Below are 21,388 nucleotides of genomic sequence, written 5' to 3' on the forward strand. Positions count from 1 at the left end.
GTCATCCATGCCATGGCGCATCAACTCGCCTCTCCCGTTTCTACCCATCGCTTGAAGCGGTGCTGAGGCTCTTCGAGATCGCCCAAATGCAGTGCGCCACTTTCAGCGCGAGCACCGTCACGGTGATAGGCCAGGCGGCTCTGGGTGGCCTCATGGGAGTAGCGGCGCTCGACCACCGACCTAACCGCCGTCAGGAAGCTAATCCGCGCCTCATCGTCCTCAGCCAGCCTCGCGATCACCGCCTTGACGCCGGACGGTGCCGTGTAGAAGGCGAGGTCACCGAAGGTCTCTTCAAAAGTACGCGGCAGAATAACAGGAACGCCGGACAGCATGGCCTCTACCACTGTCCTGCCGAAGGCCTCGACCAGGTTCTCGCTGGGGAAGTAGATGAAGGCATTCAAAGAGGCGAGATAGTCAGCGGGATGCAGGGCGCCAAAATCGTGGACGACCCAGTTGTCGGGGCATCGGCCCAACATCTGGACCGCCCGCTTGGCACCGCCCAGAATCTCGACCCGATACGCATCATCTTCGGGGTAGACATCAAGAAGCTCGGCTCTTGAATCGGGCCACTTCTCCTGGCTGTCCCTGCCGTGTCGGCCGATGACGATGGGAGGTGTCATCTTTGACCTGGGCGAGAAGGGGTACTCCTTTACATCGAAAGTAGGCGTCCATAGCAACTGGCCCATCATGGATTCAGGAAGGCCGATCTGCGGAAGCTCGTGCATAATCCGCGGCCCGATGGCATACACCCCCACGTTGCAGCCAGGCAGGACCGTCACAGCTTCACGGAACTGCTCAGCCTCATAGACGCTTTCACCCGATGATCGCCGGATCGAATTGTTGACGACAATGATCACGTTATCGCTCTCGACCTTTTCGGCAAAACAGTGAAATCGCCGGCTGCATACCACCTGGGGATGACGAATAATAACGAATTCGGCGTCCACCCGATCAACAGAGTGGAAGAAAATCACGTCGTCAAGCACCTCTCGGTAGCGGTTCGCTATCGCCTTCCCCGCGCTGATATTCGACGGTAGATGCAGCAGCTTGACATCAAAGCCCTGGTTCTTGAGCTGATGGTACTCGGCGAGCGTGGAGGAGGCATTCCCGCCAGGGAACCTCAGGTCCGTGATGATGCAGGCATGCCCCATCACGCATGTCTCGAGGCCCGAGTGCGACAGGTTCTGTTGCCTGACTTCATAAGGCACTCGCATCGCCTCCGGCACTGAGAACGGATAGACCGCTTGCCATGGATCCAAGTAGAGGTCGTCGGCAGGCAGCGACACATGCCACGCCTTGAAGGCGTCACGGAATGCTTTCCTAACCTCCGAGAGCCCCCTCTCGGGCGAATATCCATGCTCGGTGTGATTCGTCAAGCCTTCCGGGGCATCCAGGCAGAACATAGCAGGAATGAAGTCTCTCGGGATGCTACCCCCAAGGTACCTTTCCGCACGGTGTATCAGTTCGCTATCCCCGGCGAAGCGCACAGCGGTCCATCCCCCCAAGACCTCGAGCAGAAACGTTCTCTCGAAGATTGCGGAAATAAAGGCCCCGGCCAGTACACCATCGTAGCTGTTGGCGACCCGCTTGCTGAAGCGGGTGATCCGCCCCTCCGCATCCAACCGCAACATGCCGGCGATGGAGACCTTGCGATCCATGATCCTGGCAACCTGAACCTCGATGCGCTGTGGATGCGCCCAGTCGTCGGCATCGTGACCGGTAATGTAATCCCCGCTTGCTAGGCGCAGGGCGAGATTCTTTGAGACGTAGGGCCCCACGTTGTTAACATTATTAATTACTCTGACCCGGTCGTCACGCCGCTCGAGCTTGCGGCAGATCTCTAGCGTGCCATCGGTGCTGGCATCATTGACAATGATCAACTCGATGTTTCGCCAAGTTTGCGCTAAGATCGACAAGGCCGCGAACTCCAGCGTCTCCTGCGCATTGTAGGCGGGCATGATCACACTCACCCTAGTCTCGCTCTCGATTGAGGCTAGTGGTGCCGTGCTTAATCGAAAGAAACGGGACTTTCCGATATCCTTGAACTCTATCGGCGCCACGTCGAACTGGCCGATATAGGCATTCACGTTAGCTAGCCACGCCTGATCGTCGGCCACATCTCGGTTAGCCCTGAGCAGATGAATGCCCGGCTTTTCCCGGGCATCGGCGTTTCTTTCCGCGAAGGCGATCGCCGCCTCGATACCTTCGCGCGTCTCCACCTCCCAGGCGCTCCACAGAGTGTTACGCGGCTTCTTGGAAAAAGCCCCCTCCTTTCCCTGGTCCTTTTTTTCCCTGATCACTCGGTAGAGCCGGGCAGGCATGCCGGGCCAGCGCCGAGGCTGTCGAATATCCTTGGCCAGCATATCGACCAGCTGGAATCTCAGGCTCTTGGACACTGCCGCCTCTCGCCTGCGTAGCTCAGCCACCTCCAGCTTGAGCCGGTCGATCCGGGATTCGAGCTTCGCGTTCTCCTCGAGCGCCCGGTGCAGGGCCGTCTCGTCGACCGCCTTGCTCAGGCTACGACTCGACACATCACGGCTGACCGTCCGCTCCAGCGGAGCTTTCGCCTCATATACCTTGGCAGCAGCGACGCCATGCACGAAGCGCACTGGCGTATGACGCATATCGCTCATCACCACCAGGCCATGGCGCTTCGCGTCGTCGCCGAGCCAGCGCTCGATGATAGCCATCTCATCGGCTCGCGCCCCATCGTCCAGGAGGACGACCGCGTGGTCATGCAGATAGGGCGTAAAGACGGGATAAGCAGGATAGCGGGCCTGTGACTGTGTAGCGGCGGGCGGGCCATCCACCAGCAGGAAGTCAATTCTTGCCCCGGCAAAAGCCTTTTCGAGTTCAGCCTCGTCGAGGTCGTACCAGAGATACTGCTCATCGCCCATTTTCCTGACGCCCAGCGGCGCGTGGACGAGACACACGACCTCCTCTAGCCCCCTCTCCTCCAGCATGGAGCGCATCTTCAGGTAGTAGTCATGATCATGCTCAAAGGAGAAAAGCCTTCCCGACCCGGTCTTCTTGAGGGCCTCGCCCAACACCAGCGTCGAGAAGCCGGACCCCAGCTCGACCAGGGTCCGGTATCGATTCTCAATGACCTGGCGATAGAGCCACCACGCCATCTCAGGGGCCACCGCCCAGCCAGCCAGCGCCTGAAGCGGTTCAAGATCGCCGAATACCTTGTCGGCGAGGAGCTGGCGATAGGTCCAATCCTGCGCCAGATCGGCTTCCAGCCTCTTCAGCCTCTGCTCCAGTATTGAAGCGATTTTTTTTATGATATATTTTTCTGAATCATGATCCATGTAGCTACTTCCTAAACTGTGAGCCCCGTGTGACCTACAACGCACTTGGGTACTGACTCGCTGCGCTTGAACCGCCATTCCCTGAGCACTGAAAGTAATGACTGGCAGCCTGGCCGCATATAACAAGAGCAGCAGCTTGAATCGCTCGGCAGAGACAAAATGGCCTCATTTACACTCGAGCCGCACCCTCATGAATTATCCGTGGTTATGTAGGCTAACTAACCGACTGGCTAGCTTTAAATGAATTGTTCAACCTTTTAACTCCAAGGCAATCCCCCTCCCTTTCAAGCTTCTTTAACATGATTTTATAAATATCTTTCTTGCCGTATCTTATTTCTCTATCTTTTTTCATAGCTAGCGCTCGACAAGCCACAACTAAAGCCGAATTCGTTTTATTTGAAGATATCAACTTACTGACCATGTGGTAGTGATAGATCAAAGATTCGCGCCGTCTATGTGAAAAAATATTATAGTAGTCACTCTGATTGAAGCCACCCGCACTTATTATTCTCATAACAATTTCTTTAAGAGCCTTTATTTCAGAAAGAAAAAAAGCACCGTGACCAGAAAAAGGGAGGGCAATGAACTCTGCATTCGGAAAGGCTGGCACAACGCGATGCTCAACAAACTTACGGTCTGGAATGGTGTGCGGATCATAGAAAACAAAAGCTTTATTTTCAGAAATAAACTCATCAAGAAACTTGTGTTGAAAACCTACATTATTATTTTTTGTTAAAAGACCTGTGCTAGGATCAATGCGAACTCTAGGTGAGAAAACAATCGGGACGGCGTTATTCCCTATTGAATAATACAATGCTGCATAACCACCGCCACTCCCACCATACATATAAACATGCTTATATTTACCGAGTATGTGCTGCGTAGCAGAATCGAATTCACTTTTCCCAAAGTCTTGATAGAAATTATAATTACCCACATTCACTGCCAACAGATCATATCCGCTACCAATGACAAACTTTTCAGCATATCCTTTCCTATTAAGCATATATGACTTTAATGGTAAGCTGGGATCAGGATCATGCCCCCCGCCCCAAAATGTCACAAACAAAATATCAGGACTGCTATTAACATGACTCACATGCTTAATTAAATAGTTTTTGTTGGAATACACGACTTCGCAGCAGCATTCTGTCTTAATCTTTGACTTTATGCCGTCAAGACGGCAAACATATTTACTTGCATCCTCTCCTTTAGTTTTTTTGATATGGATTATCTTTTCGATAGTTTTTATTGACTCATTATACCTCCCCTCTCTCCTCAAGGCCAAAGACTGTAAGTTTAACAACGGGAGAGAGTTTGGAAAAAACTGAAAGCCGTCACGGATAACATCATAAAAACATTTGAGTTTATTTTTCTTTAGAAGTGCTTCGCATAAATATTGGAAATCAACCTCTCTCAGATTATTAAAATTTATACTACCTTTACTTTTACTATAGCAACACAGAATTAAAGCCGCATCTCTGCTATCGACAGCCTTTTTTAATTTATTTTCTTTGCTCCAGCATGTCCTACCAAAAAGAAACATGGCTTTCTTATATGCCTGCAAAAAAAAATTAACAAAAATACGCATATCAGCCCCTTAAGGAAGGCATACTGTCAGACATCGGGTACCGCACAGGTGCTCGGATGATCAAGTCGTCTGTAAGTGCCGGGTCTCGTGTGATTGACCACCCGGCATCCTATGCTTATACGGTATAATTTAAGTAAGACCCACAATCACTGCACGCAAGCTCTTCCTTTGTGTGCTTATAGAATGATACTTTTATATTCCAGCTGCCCCTGAGGCGCCCTAAAAACCAGCGAGGGGATGCATACACCCTATATCAAATCGCACGTCTAACAATTTGAAATTTTATAGACGTAGCTCAACCTCAAACTTTGAGAAAATACACTTCAAGTCATAAAGGATGTGCACGGGCTTGCCCCAGCGGCGAATCATCTTGCCCCCCATTTCACGAAATTCGTCATGTGCCACCGCCAGCACGATCGCGTCGTATGCTTCCTGAGCGGGCATATCAATGAGGCTAACACCATATTCAAGCCCTGCTTCATCCTTACTCACGTGAGGGTCATATACATCCACCTCTACGTTAAAGTCAGAGAGTTCATGGATAATATCTACCACCTTGGTATTGCGCAGGTCTGGGCAGTTCTCCTTGAAAGCCAGCCCCATGATCAGAACCCGCGCACCCTCTACGTGGATTCGCTCCTTGATCATCTTCTTGACAAGTTGCCCGGCAACGTACGCCCCCATGCCGTCGTTGACTCTACGTCCCGCCAGGATTACCTGAGGGTGGTAGCCAACCTGCTCAGCTTTATGGGTCAAGTAATAGGGGTCTACACCAATGCAGTGGCCACCTACAAGGCCAGGGCGAAATGGCAAAAAATTCCACTTTGTACCAGCCGCTTCAAGCACCTCTTCAGTATCGATTCCCAGGCGGTTGAATATAATAGATAGCTCATTGACAAGAGCGATATTCAGGTCACGCTGAGTGTTCTCGATCACCTTAGCGGCCTCGGCAACCTTGATTGAGCTTGCCTTGTGGGTTCCCGCGAAAATCACCTTCTGGTACAACGCATCCACGAAGTCTGCAGCTTCTGGGGTCGATCCAGAAGTGACTTTCATGATTGTCGTGACACGATGTTCCTTATCACCAGGGTTGATACGCTCGGGGCTATATCCTGCAAAGAAGTCCTGATTGAAAGTCAACCCAGAAACCTTCTCGATTATCGGAATGCAATCTTCTTCAGTAGCGCCAGGGTAGACAGTAGACTCATAAATAACAACATCACCCTTGGTGATGACCTTGCCAAGAGCCTCACTTGCCCTGATAAGGGGCGTCAGGTCGGGCCTTGCACTACTATCGATTGGTGTAGGGACCGTCACGATATAAGTATTACAGTGCTGCAGCTCCGCAAGATCACATGAGAAGCTTAGATGATTAGATGATTTCAGCAGCTCTGGCTCAACTTCCAATGTATGATCAACGCCATTGCTTAGTTCGTAAATTCGTTTTTTATTGATATCATAGCCTACTGTCGGAAATACCTTGCCAAACTCAACGGCCAAGGGCAAACCTACATAGCCGAGCCCGATCACTCCAAGCTTCACATCTTCAAGTTTCAGCATTTTTTCACACCTAAGTATTACTATATTCTCTGGCGGCGGATTATTCCACCGTCACCGACTTGGCGAGATTACGCGGTTTGTCCACGTCCGTGCCCTTGACCAGAGCCACGTGGTAGGAGAGCAGCTGCAGCGGCACGCTGAAGAGGATCGGCGCTAAGATGTCGCTCACCTTGGGCAGTACCAAGTTGGTGATGCCCTCACCGCTTTCCAGGCCCGCTTGCTCGCAGACAAAATTGATCAGTTGACCACCGCGGGCGCGAACTTCCTGCAGGTTGCTCTTGAGCTTTTCCAGCAGGTCATCGCTCGGCGCTACCGTCACCACCGGCATATCATCATCCACCAGCGCCAGGGGACCGTGTTTGAGTTCCCCAGCGGCATAGGCCTCGGCGTGAATGTAGGAGATCTCCTTGAGCTTGAGTGCCCCTTCCATTGCCACCGGGTAGTGCGGACCTCGCCCGAGGAAAAGGGTATGGTGCTTGTCGGCAAAACGTGTGGCGAGTTGGGCTATGGCAGGCTCCAGCTCCAGCACCTGCTCGACCAGCCGCGGCATCGCGCGCATTTCCTCTACCAGACCTGATGTCGACAACGTGTTAGGCCCAGACCGGCGCGATGAAGCCAAGGCGGCCGTCAACCACAGCAGTGCCAACAACTGGGTAGTAAAGGCCTTGGTGGAGGCCACGCCGATTTCCGGCCCGGCATTGGTCATCAGGCGAAGCGAGGATTCGCGCACCAAGGAGCTGCCGGGGACGTTACAAATCGCTAGGGTTGCCAGGTAGCCGGCGTTCTTGGCAAAGCGCAACGCCGCGAGGGTATCGGCAGTTTCCCCGGACTGGGAGATGGCCACGAACAGGGTATCGTCGGGTACCACCACCTCGCGGTAACGGAACTCGCTGGCCACTTCCACCGAGCAAGGAAGCCCCGCGATGCTCTCGATCCAGTAACGGGCCACCAAGCCAGCGTGGTAGCTGGTACCGCAGGAAACGATCTGGATCTGTCGAGTGTTCGCCAGCAGCGTTTCCGCCTCGGGGCCCAGAATCGAGGTCAGAAGGTGGCCCTCATCTGAGACCTTACCTTCCAGGGTAGCCTTCAACGCCTGGGGCTGCTCGTGGATCTCCTTGAGCATGAAGTGGCGGTAGTCGCCCTTCTCGGCCACCTGGTCGCCATGCTCGTAGCGGACAATGGGACGGGTGACCGGCTCTGACTCAGTGGGATCAGGCCCCTCCATCTCGTAGAGGTCGACGGCATCTCGAGTCAGGATGCCGTAATCGCCCTCTTCCAGATAGATAAAGCTATCGGTCACCTGCAGCAGCGCCAGCGGGTCGGAGGCGATGAAGTGCTCTTCACTGCCCTCCCCGATCACCAGCGGACTGCCCATGCGGGCACAGAGTAACCTGTCAGGGTGTTCGATATGGATGATACCCAGCGCGTAGGCGCCGTTCAGTCGCATCAGGGTGTGACGAAATGCCTTCAGCAGCCGAGCAGAAGACGCCTCCCCTGATGCCTGTCGATAGCTGTGATCGAAGAGGTGGGCGATCACTTCTGTGTCCGTCTCGGAATGGAATCGGTAGCCCATCTCCTTCAGTTCGCGGCGCAAGGGCTCATGGTTCTCGATGATCCCGTTGTGCACCACGGCCACCGAGGCACTGGAGAGATGGGGGTGGGCATTCAACTTGCTGGGCTTGCCATGGGTGGCCCAGCGGGTATGTGCGATGCCCAGATTGCCCTTGAGGGCTCGCTTGTCCAGCAGACTTTCGAGGGCAGCGACCCTACCGATTTCCCGTTCGCGCTGCAGCTGACCGTCGCTCAGCAGGGCCAGGCCGGAGGAGTCATAGCCGCGGTACTCAAGTCGCTTAAGGCCTTCCAGCAGGATGGGAGTAACGTTGCGCAGGCTCGCTGCGCCGACAATTCCACACATAGCAATCCATGACTTATTGATATAACAGGAAGGCAGGCACGCTACCGCCCGGGGATTTCACCGGACGCATTCCCATGCCCTTGATCGATTCGATGCGAAACGCTGGCGTGCGTCAGGAGACCATCAGGGTTCTCTGATGATAGCGGTGGGTGGCATTGGTCCCTTGCCTGCTCTCCTGCTGGGCGTGAGCCAGCATCCCTGCGGTGTGTTGTAGGTATCGTTAGGCCATCTATTCTACGCGAGGCGCTGGCGGGGCTCTACAGACAAGGGAATTTTGGCTATGGGGGTGATAGGGGGTGGGGCCTGTGCTGGTGGCGCCGCTGGGGAGGCCTTCGGCCTCCTTTCGCCCGGCGGAGCCGGCCTCCCACAGCACCCCAACCCCCTGCCCCGCCGCTGGGGAGGCCTGCGGCCTCCATTCGCCCGGCGGAGCCGGCCTCCCACAACCCCACAGCTCCGCAGCAGCTGCCCCGCCGCCCTAGAGGGCGTCGGCGTTGGCGGGGTGCGGGAGGGCGCGGTCGAGGAGGCTGCGCCAGCGGGCGATGACCGGGGCGTCGGAGTGGCTGACCTCGGCGAGGAGGCGGCGGAACTCCTGGCGGACGCTCTCGTCGGCGGGGTCGATGACGGTGAGCCAGAGCTCCAGGGCGCCGATCTGCAGATGCAGGTTGCCGTCTTCACGGGCCTGGGCCAGGGCGAGCTCGGCCAGGGCGATAAGCTCTTCGCGCGGGTGACCGAGACGCTGGCGAACCCGCGCGAGCTGCACGGCGAGCTCGGGCACGAAGAGCGTGGTCTTCTCCCGGGCGAGGATCAGCGCCTGGTCCAGGTACTCCTCGGCGCGGCCGTGCTCGCCCAGGGCGACGCAGGCGTCCACGTACCAGAGCGAGGGGCGACTGTGGGGGTCGCGGCCGGTGAGCTCGATCAGCTCCTCCTGGGCCTGCTCCACCTGGGCGAGCCCCTCGCGGTCGCCGGCGATGGCGCGCTGCCAGCCCAGCACGCCTCGGGCAGACATCTGCCAGAGGTGCAGGTCCTGGGTGCCGGTGAGCTCGAAGGCGCGCTCGGCCCGGGCGGCGGCCAGATGCACATGGCCCAGCTGGCGGTAGAGGGCGGCGGCGTACATCAGCGCCATGGCCAGGCTGCCGGGGTGGCCGATCTTCTCGGCGAGGCGGATGGCGGACTCCACCTGGGTCTCGGCGCGGCGGTAGTCGCCGCGCAGGCAGAGCGCCCAGCCCTGGAAGCAGGCGGCGGCCACCTGGGGGTGGTCGGAGAAGGGGAGCCACTCGATCATCATCGGCGATTCGAGGGGGTTGATCTCCTCCAGGTGGTCGTAGGCGCGCTGGATGCGCCCGGCCCAGTACTCACAGCTGGCCCGGGCGTACTCGGCCAGGCGGCGGTAGCGGGGATCCTCCATGCGCTCGGCGAGGCCGGCGAGCCGGGAGGCGAGGTGGAAGGCGTCGGCATGGGCGTGGCGCTGGCTGCAGCCGACCCAGAGGCCCCACTTGACCAGGAAGGCCTGCTCGAGGTCCTCGGCGTCGCCGCCCTCCTCGCCCGCGCCCTCCCCCAGGCCCTGGAGCAGCTCCCGGGCGCGCACGAAGCTCTCGTGGGCGGTGGGCGAGCCGTGGCCCTCCAGGGCGAAGGCGGCCTGGCCGCGCACGGTGAGCAGGCTGATCTCGCGCTCGGCCTGATCCTCCACCTGGCGCAGGCTGGCGAGGCCGAGGTCGGCCATCTTCAGGGCGGTGCGGTTGGCGCTGACCTTGAGCGCCTCCCGGGCGGCCAGCTCGTAGTAGCGCGCGCCCCGGGCGTAGTGGCCGCTGCGCCGCAGGTGGGTGGCGAAGTCCCCCGGGTGGCGGCTGATCCACATGGGGAAGCGCTCCTCGATCAGCTCAACCACCTGGCGATGGATGGCGGTGCGCACGTCGCGGGGGCAGGAGAGGTAGGCGGCCTCCTGGAGCAGCTGGTGGGTGAACTGGTATTCACGGCCGTCCTCGTCGCCCTCCACGGGCTCGATGATTTCCAGGCGGCGCATCTGCTCGAGGGCCTGGCCGAGGCGCAGCTTCTCCCAGCCGCTGCACTCGGCCAGGAAGTCGAAGCGAAAGCGCCGGCCCAGCACGGCGGCGGCGTGGGCCACCTCGCGGTCGGCGTCGAGCTGGTCGATGCGGCTGCCGAGCAGGCCGAGCAGGCCGTGGGGCAGCTCGTCCAGGTGGACGCTGCGCCCCTCGCGGCGGTCCATGTCGACCCGGCGGCAGATCTCCTGCAGGTAGAGGGGCACGCCGTCGCAGCGCTCGATGATCTGGCCGCGCAGCCGCGGGCTCAGGTGGATGCGGTAGCGGCGGGCGAGCTGGGAGAGCAGCCGGGAGGACTGCATGGGGTCGAGCTTGCCCAGGGTGATCTGCTGGTCCCAGTGGAGCCGCGCCGGCAGCGCCTCGCGGCCGTGGTGGCTGGCCACCAGCATGAAGGCGCAGTTGATCGGCAGGCGGGCCTGGAGGCCGGCCAGCACCTTGAAGCTGGGCTCGTCGAGCCACTGTAGGTCGTCGATCATCAGCACCAGGGTGCGCTCGGCGGCAAAGGCGGTGATCAGCCGCTGCAGCAGCCCCACCACCAGCTCCACCGCCTCGCCGCTCTGGGTGAGCAGGGCGACTTCGCGGGGCTCCCGGGCGCCCAGGGCCTCCTCGAGAAGCTCCCGGCGGGGCTCGTCGAGCGCCGGCAGCCCCAGGGCCTCGGCCAGGCGCGCCAGGGCCTCGGGGGTGATGCGCTCGTTCAGGCGCCAGCGCACCAGCTGACGGGCCACGCCGTGGGGCTCCTGCACCGAGAGCCGCGTATTGGGCTGCCAGCAGATGGCGGCGTCGCGGCTCTGCTCCAGCTGGCGAAAGCCGACCATCAGCGCCGACTTGCCCATGCCGGAGGGGCCGCGCACCTGCACGCTCTGGCGCAGGCCGATGCCGGCCCGGGCCAGGGCGTCGCGCAGGGTGCGCAGCGCCGTCTCGCGCCCCACCAGGCTGGGCGGCAGCGCCTCGCGGCCGCCTTCATTCGCCCCCAGGACCAGCGCGCGCAGGCGCACCCGGCCGTCGCTGGCCACCAGCCGCGAGCTGAGCCGGGGCTGCAGGTCCAGGGCCGGCGGCATATGCTGGCTCGCCTCCTGGGAGATGACCAGCTCGCTGCCCTCGGCGGCGGCCATCAGCTCCAGCGACCCCTGGGTCACCTGGCCCAGGGGGTCCACCAGGCCGCGCTCCGGCAGGTAGACCACTCGGCCGCTGTTGAGGCCGGCGGAGAGCTCCACCCGGGGCGGCTCGCCCTCCCCGCCCCAGTGGCGCTCGCACTCCTCGGGGAGCATGCGCCGGCAGTGCTCGAAGAGCGCCACCAGCTCGGCCAGCTGGTGGGCGGGGCCGTGGGTGCCGAAGCAGGCCAGGCCCAGGCCGCCGGTGGCGCCGGGCAGCCAGAAGCCGCCCAGATGGTGGCACTGCTCCTCCAGCCAGCGCAGCAGCTCGCACTGCAGCATCAGGCAGTCGCGGCTGGCCGGGCGGCTGGAGAGATCCCCCTTCAGGCGCAGGCGAATGGCCATCACCGAGAGCTGGCGCTGCTCGATCTCCTCCTCCCGCAGGGGGGCGCTGTCCGGCGCCAGGGTGCGGGCGAAGCCCACGCCCCCGGCGGCGGCGGCATCGGCGTGGGTGTCGGACCAGTGGCGGGCCAGCTGCAGGAAGGCGGGCTCGGGCTGCTGGCCGGAGAGCGCCAGCAGCTGCAGGTAGGCGTTGTACTGCTCGTGGGCGGCGGCCAGCTGGCCCTGCTCGGCGAGCTGGCGCACCAGCCGCTCGTGGAAGGGGCCGTAGCCGGAGAAGCGGTTGACCAGGTCCACCAGCAGGCGGTCGGGGGCGCTGTCGTGCTGCTCGAGCACCGCCTCGGCGAAGCGGATCACCCGCTGGCGCCAGTCGTTGCGCACCTGCACCAGCCAGCGTTGGAAGTCGCCGCAGCTGTTGAGCTGGAGCTCCTCGACCAGGTCGCCCCGGTAGTGCTCGAGCAGGCGGGCCAGGGTGGGCAGGTCGCGCTCGCCGTCGAGCAGGCGCTGCACCTCGTGGAGGTCAAACTGCCAGCCGGCCGGCAGGCGGAAGGCGATGGTCTGACGGGAGACGACCAGCACCTCGTCGGCGTGCTCGCCCAGGGACTGGCGCAGGCAGTGCAGGGCGTGGCGCAGGTTGGTGCGCCCGGAGGAGAGGCCCTGGTCGGGCCACAGCAGCTCGGCCAGGCTGGCGCGGCTCACCGGCTGGTGATGCAGCAGCAGATAGACCAGCAGCGCCTTGACCTTGTCGTAGCTGAACTGGGTCAGCGCGTCCTCACCCAGCGTCAGCGAGAAGTGGCCGAAGAGAGCCAGCCGATCCGTTTGTGGGGTATCGGTGGCGTCGGAAGCATCCCGCATCATGTCGTCCTGCCTGTTTCTGGCGGCGGCCTCAGGCCGGTACGCCGCTGTGAAAACGGAACGCCGTGTCGGGCGTCAGCACCAGGTCGGCTTCGCGATCGGCGAAGAACTCGACTCGGGACTCGATGGGTGAAGCGGCCAGGTGCTGGGCCAGCATCAGGTAGTCCTCGTAGTGGCGCCCTTCCGACTTAACCAGAGTGCGATAGAACTTGGCAAGTTCGGGGTCCAGGTGGGGAATCAGCCGGGCGAAGCGCTCGCAGCTGCGCGCCTCGATCAGCGCGCCGATGATCAGGATGTCCACCAGCCGCTCGGGCTCCTCCGGGCGCACGTGCCGCCGCAGCCCCTCGGCGTAGCGGGAGGCGCTGATATGGCGGTAGGGAATGCCGCGGCTCTCCATCAGCTTGACCACCTGCTCGAAGTGCAGGAGCTCCTCCCGGGCCAGCTGGCTCATCTTGGTGAGCAGCAGCGGCTGGTCCACGTAGCGATAGAGCAGGCTCATCGCCGTGGAGGCGGCCTTCTTCTCGCACTGGGCGTGGTCGATCAGCAGGAGCTCGGGGTTGTCGAGCGCCCAGGCGACCCAGGCGTCGGGGGTGCGGCAGCGCAGGAAGGCGAGCAGCTCGGCGGACAGCAGGTCGTCGGCGCTGTCGTTGACGGGCTCGGGAAGCGTCACGGACATGAAGGGGTCTCGGCTGAGGAAGCGGATGGACTCGGGGAGGCGTCATGGGCGGCCAGGGCCAGGCCGCGGGCGTCGGCGGCGGCGCGCAGTTCGGCGGCCAGGCGCGCATGGAGCTCGGGCAGGGCGAGCCCCTCGCCCTCCCCCGTCGGCGCGAGACCATAGCGGGCGAGCTCGCGGATCTGCTCGCGGCCGACCCGCAAGAGCTCCACCGCCCGGGACAGCCCGGGCTGGTCGGGCCGAAAGCGGATGCGGTGGCGCTCGAGCTGGGCCTCCAGAGCGGCGGCATCGACCAGGCGCAGGTAGCGGCCGGCCACGGCCTCGCGCAGGGCGTCGAGCTCGGCCATGCGGACGCGGCGCTGGTCGTCGCCGAGGCCGAACCAGTCGCGGATCTCGGTATCGGCCCGCTGGCAGCCGCGGCAGGTGCGGTCGCCCAGGGTGGTGGAGCAGAGCCCCACGCAGGGCGAAGCGATGGCGCCCATGGCGTCCCCCTCGTTGAATTCAACGTTGATGTTAACGCGAAATGAACGTTTGAAACAGTCGCGCCCGACTAGCCCTTGGTGGCGCTTGACTCCGCTGCCTCACCGGGCGTCGAGACCTGGCGCAGCAGCCGGCGGATCTGCCACCAGGCGACGATGGCCATCAGGCCGTTGGCGGCCAGCATACCGGCGAAGACGCCGGCGGGGCCGGCCAGCCGGCCGCCCAGCCAGGCCAGGGGCACCAGCAGCAGGAAGAGGCGCGTTACCGAGAGGCGCATGGCCCGGGCGGGACGGTGCAGGGCATTGCACGACGACACCGCCAGGATCACCACCCCCTGGGCGCCGAGGCCGAGGGGCACCAGCCACAGGAAGGTGCGCAGCACCTCCCCCACCGCCTCGCGCTCGGCGTAGCCGGAGACGATCCCCGGGGCCAGCCCCTGGAGCAGCAGCCACACCAGCAGCTGCCAGGCCAGCACGAAGGCGAAGCAGCCGAGGATCGCCCGGCGCACCCGGTCGAACTGGCCGGCCCCGGCGTTCTGGCTGACCAGCGGCGAGAGGGTCATGGAGAGGCCGAGCACGGCGATCTGGGCCACCGCCTCGATGCGGGTGCCGACGCCGAAGCCGGCCACGGCGTCGTGGCCGTAGCCGGCGATGATGCGGGTCAGCAGGCCCATGGCGATGGGCGTGAAGACGCTGGTGAGCGCCGCCGGGCCGGCGATGCGGCCGAGTTCCCTCCAGGAGTCGAGCAGCCCCGCCCGGGTCAGGCCGGCGAGGTCGATCAGGCCGCGCAGCTCCTTCTGGAAGCCGAGCGCCACCGCCATCAGGCCCCAGCTCAGCACCGTGGCCAGCGCCGCCCCGGAGACCCCCATGGCCGGAAAGGGCCCCACGCCGAAGATCAGCAGCCAGTCGAGCAGCACGTTGACGCCGGCGGCCAGGGCCATCATCAGCCCCTGGGTGACGGTGTTGCCGTGGGCGCGCAGCACGCTGTTGAGCACCCGGGGCACGATCACCGCCGCCGCGCCCAGGTACCAGATGCCCATGTAGTCGCGGATGTGCGGCATCAGGGCATCGTCGGCGCCGAGCAGGCGGAAGAGCGGCTCCAGGGTGGCCAGGCCCAGCAGCGTCATCAAGAGGCCCACCGCCAGGGCGAGCAGGGCCGCGTCGGTGGCGCGGCGGCGCACCGTCTCGAACTCCCCCCGCCCCAGCCGCCGGGCCACCACCGCCGAGGTGCCGATTCCCAGGCCGATGGCCAGGCTGATCACGGTGAACACCACCGGGAAGGTAAAGGACACCGCCGCCAGCGGCTCGGTGCCGAGGCGGGCGATGAACCAGGTATCCACAAGATTGAAGCTCATCATGGCGATCATGCCGCCGATGACGGGGAGGGTCTTGCGCAGCAGGGTCGCCGCGATGGGCCCCTCCAGCAGCTCCCGCCGCATGGGACGCCCCGGCGCCGCCGCAGGTGAAGAAGAGGACATGCACGCTCTCACACGAACAAAGCGGGCATGGTAGCACCGCCCCCCTTCGGGGTCAGACCCTTAAGGGAATTTTGGGGTCAGACCCAGACCCCAAAGGGGATTTAAGGGTCTGACCCCGGGAGAGGGTTACTCTCCGGCGCAGTAGAGGTTCTGGATGCTGGAGAAGTCGAGGCCACCGTTGCCCTGGGCGCTGTGCAGGGCGAAGAGGTTGCGGGCCTGGGAGCCCATGGGCACGGTGGATTTCGAGCCCAGGGCGAGCTCCCAGGCGAGGCCGAGGTCCTTGGCCATCAGGTCGGTGAGGAAGCCGCCCTGGTAGTCCCGCGAGGCGGCGGAGCCCTCCATCACCCCGGGCCAGGGGTTGTAGACGTTGAGCGCCCAGTTGCCGCCGCTGCTCTGCTTCATGATCTCGGAGAGCACCGCCGGGTCCATGCCGTTCTTGACACCCAGGGCGAGCGCCTCGGCGGTGCCGCTCATCAGGATGCCGAGCAGCATGTTGTTGCAGATCTTGGCCACCTGGCCCGCGCCGTTGTCGCCGGCGTGGAAGATATTCTTGCCCATGGCCTCGAGCACCGGCCTGGCCTTCTCGAAGCCGGCCGCCTCGCCGCCGACGATAAAGGTCAGGATGCCGGCCTTGGCACCGCCCACGCCGCCGGAGACCGGGGCGTCCAGATAGCAGATGCCGCGCTCGGCGGCGGCGGCGGCGACGGCCCGGGCATCTTCCGGAGAGATGGTGGAGGCATCGATCACCAGGGGCTTGCCCGCCACGGCGTCGAACAGCCCGGGTTCGCCGTTGCGCCCCAGGTAGAGGCCCTTGACGTGGGCGCCGGCGGGCAGCATGGAGATGATCACCTCGGCCTCCCGGGCGGCGGCCTCGGCGCTGGCGGCGCGGCTGGCCCCCTCGCTCTCCAGCGCCTGCATGGCGCTCTCCACCAGGTCGAAGACGGTGACGCTATGCCCGGCCTTGACCAGGTTGCTGGCCATGGGCGCGCCCATATTGCCGAGGCCGATAAAGGCGATATTCATGGTGGTGCTCCTTGTGATTGTTAAGTTGTTTTTAGGGTCAGACCCCTAAGGGGAATTAAGGGTCTGACCCCGAAGCGGGGTTAGCCGACGCGGTGGCCGAGGCCGAGGTCGCGCAGGGGGTGCTCCTCCGAGGACCAGGGGGAGACGAAGAGCGCCTGGACGGCCTCTTCCGGGACGCTTGCGGCGTCGGGATGGCTCCACTGGGGGCTCTTGTCCTTGTCGATCAGCAGGGCGCGGACGCCCTCGACGAAGTCGCCGTGGCGGCAGCACTGCACCGAGAGCACCAGCTCGTCGCGGAAGGCGTCGGCGAGGCTGGTGTGGGCGTGGCGCTGCAGCATGCGCCACACCAGGTGGGCGCTCATCGGGCAGCCGTCGGCCAGGCGCGCCCGGTTGGCGGCGAGCCACTTGTCGTCGGCTTCGTCGGCGAGGATGCGCGCCACCGCGGTGGGGGCGTCCACGGCGCCGACCAGGGCCTGGAGATGGTCGATATGCGGCCACACCTGCCCCGCCGGGGCGGTGGTGCGGTCTTCGTGGCGGTCCAGGGCGGCCTGGACGCCGGCGCGCAGAGCGCCGCCGCTGCGGTCGCCGTAGTCCGCCTCGGTGAGAGCGGCGAGCACCAGGCCGCGGCGCTCCCGGGGGATGAAGCGGTCGGCGAGGCCGAGGTCCAGGGCGTCCCGGGCGTTGAGCTGGGCGCCGGTGAGCCCCAGGTAGGCGCCCACCCCCGGCGGCATGCGGTTGAGGAACCAGCTGGCGCCGATGTCCGGGTAGAGCCCGATGGTGATCTCGGGCATGGCGATGCGGGTGGTCTCGGTGACGATGCGCTGGAAGCCGCCGGCCATCAGGCCGAGGCCGCCGCCCATGACGATGCCGTCGCCCCACACCAGCAGCGGCTTGGGGTAGGTGTGGATGCGGTGGTCGAGATGGTATTCCGCGGTGAAGTAGGTCTCGGCCAGCAGGCTGTCGCGGCCGGCGCCGCGATTCTCGCCCTCCTCGGTGAGCGAGCGGTAGAGGGCCACCACGTCGCCGCCGGCGCAGAAGGCCTTGTCGCCGCTGCCCTCGAGCCACACCGCCACGATGCTGCGATCCACCGCCCAGGCGTCCAGCTTGGCCTCGAGCTGGTGCACCATCTCAAGCGAGAGCGCGTTGAGGGACTTGGGGGCGTTGAGGGTGGCCACGCCGACGCGCCCGCCGCAGGCGGTAGGCAGCTCGTCGAAGCGTACGGGAAGATCCGTCATCGGTTGTGCTCCTTATTGCAGCGACTCGATCACGCCGTCGGCCAGCAGGCGGCGACCGGCGATCAGGCGCATGATCTCGTTGGTGCCTTCGAGGATCTGGTGGACGCGGGTATCGCGCACCAGCCGCTCCAGGGGGTACTCGCGGATATAACCATAGCCGCCGTGGAGCTGCAGGGCCTCGTTGCAGACCTGAAAGCCTACATCGGTGGCGAAGCGCTTGGCCATGGCGCAGTGGGCCGGGGCCTCGGGGTCGTTCTGGTCGAGGCGCCAGGCGGCCTGGCGAACCATCAGCCGGGCGGCCATGAGCTCGGTAGCCATGTCGGCGAGCTTGAACTGCAGGGCCTGGAACTGGCTGAGCGCGCGGCCGAACTGCTTGCGCTCGGCCATGTAGTCCCGGGCCAGGGTCAGGGCGTGCTGGGCGGCCCCCAGGGAGCAGCTGGCGATATTGAGGCGCCCGCCGTCGAGCCCCTTCATGGCGAGCTTGAAGCCCTCCCCCTCGGCGCCCAGGCGGTTGGCGACCGGCACCCGCACGGAATCGAAGCTGACCAGCCGGGTGGGCTGGCTCTTCCAGCCCATCTTCTCCTCGTTCTTGCCATACTCGATGCCGGCGGCATCGGCGGGCACCACGATGGCGGAGACGCCGCCGGCGCCGCTGTCGGGCTCGCCGGTACGCGCCATCACTACCAGCACCTCGGTGGCACCGGCGCCGGAGATAAACATCTTGGAGCCGCTGATCACATAGTCGTCGCCGTCGCGAACGGCCTTGGTGCGCAGGTTGGCGGCGTCGGAGCCGGCGCCGGGCTCGGTGAGGCAGTAGGAGCCCAGCACCTCGCCGCTGATCATCTGGGGCACCCAGGCCTCGCGCAGGGCGTCATCGCCCCAGGAGGCGATCATCCAGGTCACCATGTTGTGGATGGTAAGATAGGCGGTGGTCGCCACGCAGCCCTGGGCGAGCTGCTCGAAGATCAGGGAGGCGTCGAGACGCGAGAGGCCCAGCCCGCCCTGCTCCTCGGGGGTGTAGATGCCCAGAAAGCCGGTCTCGCCGGCGCGGCGGATCACGTCCAGCGGGAAGTGGGACTCGGCGTCCCACTCGGCGGCGTGGTCGGCCAGCTCGGCCTTGGAGAAGTCGGCGGCGGCCTGCACCAGCGCCTTCTGGTCATCGGTCAGGGCGAAATCCATGGCGGTATCCTCGTCTTGCGTATCGCTTGCCCGCCGCAGCGGGGCTGTTGATGTTGTTGTTGATGCTGATGTGCGCGTGTTGATTCTGCCGGTTGAGGCGAACGGCTGCAGCCGGGATCAGCCCCAACCTAGCACTTGCTTGGTTTATCCCACATCAGCCCATGGTCGAACAAGCACTTTACGTTAACGTAAACCTCGGCTAGTGTTGCCGTCAGGCGGGCGGTCTGCGCCCCGACCCGCCCACACAACAAAGGAAGACGCTCATGACTCAGCGCACTGCGAACGCCGCCGCTCCGACCGGCGGCCTGCCCCGCCAGCGCCGCACCTACGGCATCGGCGAGCTGGCCAAGATGTTCGAGGTGACGCCGCGCACCATCCGCTTCTACGAGCAGGAAGGGCTGCTGGCCCCGGAGCGCCGCGGCCAGACCCGCATCTACCATGAGAAGGATCGGGTGCGTCTGAAGCTGACCCTGCGCGGCAAGCGCCTGGGCTTCTCGCTGGCGGAGATCCGCGAGGTGGTGATGATGTATGACGCCATGCCCGACGGTAACGCCCGCCAGCTGCAGCGTCTTCTCGAGATCCTGGCCGACAAGCGGGCCAACCTGGAGCGCCAGCTGGAGGATATCCGGCTGATGCACAAGGAGCTCGACGACGTGGAGAGCCGCGCCCGGGAGGTGCTCTCCGGGCTCGGCGCCGAGCCGCCCAGGCACTGACCCCGCGCCGCCAGGATCATGATCGTGTTGTCACACCGCCCAACAATTTCTGCAACAAACGCGAGACGCACACATGACACGCCAACACACCCCGATCAGCTACGTCAGCGGTATCAGCGACACCCCCCTCAAGGGGCAGACCATCGGCGACTGCTTCGATGAGACGGTGGCCCGCTTCCCCGACCGCGAGGCCCTGCTGAGCCTCCACCAGGGGCTGCGCTACACCTGGGCCGAGCTGCAGGCCGCCGTGGACCAGGCCGCCCGCGCCCTGCTGGCCCTCGGCGTGAAGAAGAGCGACCGGGTCGGCATCTGGTCGCCCAACTGCGCCGAGTGGACCATCACCCAGTTCGCCACGGCGAAGATCGGCGCCGTGCTGGTCAACATCAACCCCAGCTACCGCACCCACGAGCTGGAGTACGCCCTCAAGCAGTCCGGCGCCTCCACGCTGATCCTGCAGGGCAAGTTCAAGAGCTCCGACTATGTGGCCACCCTGGCGGAGCTGGCCCCCGAGCTGCGCGAAGGCGGCCCCGGCACCTTCAAGAGCGCCAAGCTCCCCGAGCTCAAGCGGGTGGTCTGCCTGGACGCCGACCGCGCCCTGACCGGCATGTTCAGCTGGCAGTCGATGCTGGCCCACGCCGATGAGGTCTCCGCCGAGCACCTGGCCGAGGTGCAGGCGACCCTGCAGTTCGACGACCCGATCAATATCCAGTACACCTCGGGCACCACCGGCGCGCCCAAGGGCGCCACCCTCTCCCACCACAACATCCTCAACAACGGCTTCTTCGTGGCGCGCACCATGGCGCTCACCGAAGAGGACCGCATGGTGATCCCGGTGCCGCTCTACCACTGCTTCGGCATGGTGATGGGCAACCTGGGCTGCGTGACCCACGGCGCCACCATGATCTACCCGGGGGACGGCTTCGACCCCGAGGCGACCCTGCGCGCGGTCTCCGAGGAGAAGGCCACCGCCCTCTACGGCGTGCCCACCATGTTCATCGCCGAGCTGGAGCTGCCTGACTTCGAGAGCTTCGACCTCTCCCACCTGCGCACCGGCATCATGGCGGGCTCCATCTGCCCCATCGAGGTGATGCGCAAGGTGATCGAGCGCATGAACATGAAGGACGTCACCATCTGCTACGGCATGACCGAGACCAGCCCGGTGAGCTTCCAGACCCAGACCGATGCCCCCCTGGAGAAGCGGGTCACCACCGTGGGCACCGTTCACCCCCACCTGGAGGTGAAGCTGGTGAGCCCGGAGACCGGCGCCGTGGTCGCCCGCGGCGAGACCGGCGAGCTCTGCACCCGGGGCTACAGCGTGATGCTCGGCTACTGGAACAACGAGGAGGCCACCGACAAGGCGATCGACAGCGCCGGCTGGATGCACACCGGCGACCTGGCCACCATGGATGACGAGGGCTATGTGGCGATCGTGGGGCGCATCAAGGACATGATCATCCGCGGCGGCGAGAACATCTATCCCCGCGAGATCGAGGACTTCCTCTACACCCACCCCGCCATCTCCGACGTCCAGGTGATCGGCGTGCCCGACGAGAAGTACGGCGAGGAGGTGATGGCCTGGGTGAAGCTCGCCGACGGCCAGCAGCTCGACGCCGACGGGCTCAAGGCGTTCTGCAAGGGCAAGATCGCCCACTACAAGGTGCCGCGCTACGTGAAGTTCGTCGACGAGTTCCCGATGACCGTCACCGGCAAGATCCAGAAGTTCAAGATGCGCGAGGAGGCGACCCACGAGCTGGGGCTGGCGTAAGGCCTTCAGGAACCCAGCTATCGGCGATCCTCCGGCCATCGCGCAGATTCTGCGCTCCTACAGG

General features: G+C 63.7%; 13 protein-coding genes. 2 read left to right on the forward strand and 11 right to left on the reverse strand.

The annotated features are described in order from the left end of the window. Positions 1–20 precede the first annotated feature (20 nt). The 11 genes from ACRYRV_RS00940 to ACRYRV_RS00990 all read right to left on the reverse strand — a co-directional run bounded on the left by ACRYRV_RS00940 (position 21) and on the right by ACRYRV_RS00990 (position 18,846). Complete coding sequence (locus tag ACRYRV_RS00940; protein WP_445005971.1) at positions 21–3,311, reverse strand: glycosyltransferase; 3,291 nt, start codon at positions 3,309–3,311, stop codon at positions 21–23. A gap of 214 nt (positions 3,312–3,525) precedes the next feature. After that, positions 3,526–4,902, reverse strand: coding sequence for a hypothetical protein (locus ACRYRV_RS00945; protein ID WP_445005972.1), 1,377 nt, complete (start codon positions 4,900–4,902; stop codon positions 3,526–3,528). A gap of 282 nt (positions 4,903–5,184) precedes the next feature. After that, positions 5,185–6,462, reverse strand: coding sequence for a Vi polysaccharide biosynthesis UDP-N-acetylglucosamine C-6 dehydrogenase TviB (gene tviB, locus ACRYRV_RS00950; protein WP_445005973.1), 1,278 nt, complete (start codon positions 6,460–6,462; stop codon positions 5,185–5,187). A gap of 40 nt (positions 6,463–6,502) precedes the next feature. Beyond that, positions 6,503–8,377, reverse strand: a complete 1,875-nt coding sequence (glmS, locus tag ACRYRV_RS00955) for a glutamine--fructose-6-phosphate transaminase (isomerizing) (RefSeq protein ID WP_445005974.1) — start codon at positions 8,375–8,377, stop codon at positions 6,503–6,505. 475 nt (positions 8,378–8,852) lie between these two features. Next, positions 8,853–12,779 (reverse strand): AAA family ATPase, encoded by a 3,927-nt coding sequence (locus ACRYRV_RS00960; RefSeq protein ID WP_445005975.1) that lies wholly within the window; start codon positions 12,777–12,779, stop codon positions 8,853–8,855. A 31-nt stretch (positions 12,780–12,810) separates the two neighbouring features. Then, a complete protein-coding gene (locus ACRYRV_RS00965) occupies positions 12,811–13,455 on the reverse strand; it encodes a tRNA-(ms[2]io[6]A)-hydroxylase (RefSeq protein WP_445005976.1) in 645 nt (214 codons plus the stop codon). Then, positions 13,446–13,934: a DUF1289 domain-containing protein gene (locus tag ACRYRV_RS00970; protein WP_445005977.1), complete on the reverse strand. Its 489-nt coding sequence runs from the start codon at positions 13,932–13,934 to the stop codon at positions 13,446–13,448. Before ACRYRV_RS00970 ends, ACRYRV_RS00965 begins: the two co-directional genes overlap by 10 nt. Positions 13,935–14,002: 68 nt before the next feature. Continuing rightward, positions 14,003–15,409, reverse strand: a complete 1,407-nt coding sequence (locus ACRYRV_RS00975) for an MATE family efflux transporter (protein WP_445005978.1) — start codon at positions 15,407–15,409, stop codon at positions 14,003–14,005. 126 nt (positions 15,410–15,535) lie between these two features. Then, a complete protein-coding gene (gene mmsB, locus ACRYRV_RS00980) occupies positions 15,536–16,432 on the reverse strand; it encodes a 3-hydroxyisobutyrate dehydrogenase (RefSeq protein ID WP_444984239.1) in 897 nt (298 codons plus the stop codon). Positions 16,433–16,512: 80 nt separating this feature from the next. After that, the gene (locus ACRYRV_RS00985; protein ID WP_444984238.1) at positions 16,513–17,667 is read right to left on the reverse strand and encodes an enoyl-CoA hydratase/isomerase family protein; all 1,155 of its coding nucleotides are present in this window, start codon (positions 17,665–17,667) and stop codon (positions 16,513–16,515) included. Between the two features lie 12 nt (positions 17,668–17,679). Continuing rightward, positions 17,680–18,846, reverse strand: a complete 1,167-nt coding sequence (locus ACRYRV_RS00990) for an acyl-CoA dehydrogenase family protein (RefSeq protein ID WP_444984237.1) — start codon at positions 18,844–18,846, stop codon at positions 17,680–17,682. Between the two features lie 263 nt (positions 18,847–19,109). Between ACRYRV_RS00990 and ACRYRV_RS00995 the strand changes: the two genes are divergently transcribed. Next, positions 19,110–19,559: a MerR family transcriptional regulator gene (locus ACRYRV_RS00995; protein WP_253451327.1), complete on the forward strand. Its 450-nt coding sequence runs from the start codon at positions 19,110–19,112 to the stop codon at positions 19,557–19,559. Positions 19,560–19,632: 73 nt separating this feature from the next. After that, a complete protein-coding gene (locus ACRYRV_RS01000) occupies positions 19,633–21,324 on the forward strand; it encodes an AMP-binding protein (protein ID WP_444984236.1) in 1,692 nt (563 codons plus the stop codon). Positions 21,325–21,388 lie beyond the last annotated feature (64 nt).

The sequence above is a fragment of the Halomonas mongoliensis genome, from assembly GCF_052496345.1.

Excerpts from the sequence above, each read along its gene's own strand:
- ACRYRV_RS00990 (WP_444984237.1), bottom strand. The coding sequence starts at position 18,846 with ATGGATTTCGCCCTGACCGATGACCAGAAGGCGCTGGTGCAGGCCGCC.
- tviB (WP_445005973.1), bottom strand. The coding sequence starts at position 6,462 with ATGCTGAAACTTGAAGATGTGAAGCTTGGAGTGATCGGGCTCGGCTAT.
- glmS (WP_445005974.1), bottom strand. The coding sequence starts at position 8,377 with ATGTGTGGAATTGTCGGCGCAGCGAGCCTGCGCAACGTTACTCCCATC.
- ACRYRV_RS00970 (WP_445005977.1), bottom strand. The coding sequence starts at position 13,934 with ATGGGCGCCATCGCTTCGCCCTGCGTGGGGCTCTGCTCCACCACCCTG.
- ACRYRV_RS01000 (WP_444984236.1), top strand. The coding sequence starts at position 19,633 with ATGACACGCCAACACACCCCGATCAGCTACGTCAGCGGTATCAGCGAC.
- ACRYRV_RS00975 (WP_445005978.1), bottom strand. The coding sequence starts at position 15,409 with ATGTCCTCTTCTTCACCTGCGGCGGCGCCGGGGCGTCCCATGCGGCGG.
- ACRYRV_RS00965 (WP_445005976.1), bottom strand. The coding sequence starts at position 13,455 with ATGTCCGTGACGCTTCCCGAGCCCGTCAACGACAGCGCCGACGACCTG.
- ACRYRV_RS00995 (WP_253451327.1), top strand. The coding sequence starts at position 19,110 with ATGACTCAGCGCACTGCGAACGCCGCCGCTCCGACCGGCGGCCTGCCC.
- ACRYRV_RS00960 (WP_445005975.1), bottom strand. The coding sequence starts at position 12,779 with ATGCGGGATGCTTCCGACGCCACCGATACCCCACAAACGGATCGGCTG.
- ACRYRV_RS00940 (WP_445005971.1), bottom strand. The coding sequence starts at position 3,311 with ATGGATCATGATTCAGAAAAATATATCATAAAAAAAATCGCTTCAATA.
- ACRYRV_RS00985 (WP_444984238.1), bottom strand. The coding sequence starts at position 17,667 with ATGACGGATCTTCCCGTACGCTTCGACGAGCTGCCTACCGCCTGCGGC.
- ACRYRV_RS00945 (WP_445005972.1), bottom strand. The coding sequence starts at position 4,902 with ATGCGTATTTTTGTTAATTTTTTTTTGCAGGCATATAAGAAAGCCATG.
- mmsB (WP_444984239.1), bottom strand. The coding sequence starts at position 16,432 with ATGAATATCGCCTTTATCGGCCTCGGCAATATGGGCGCGCCCATGGCC.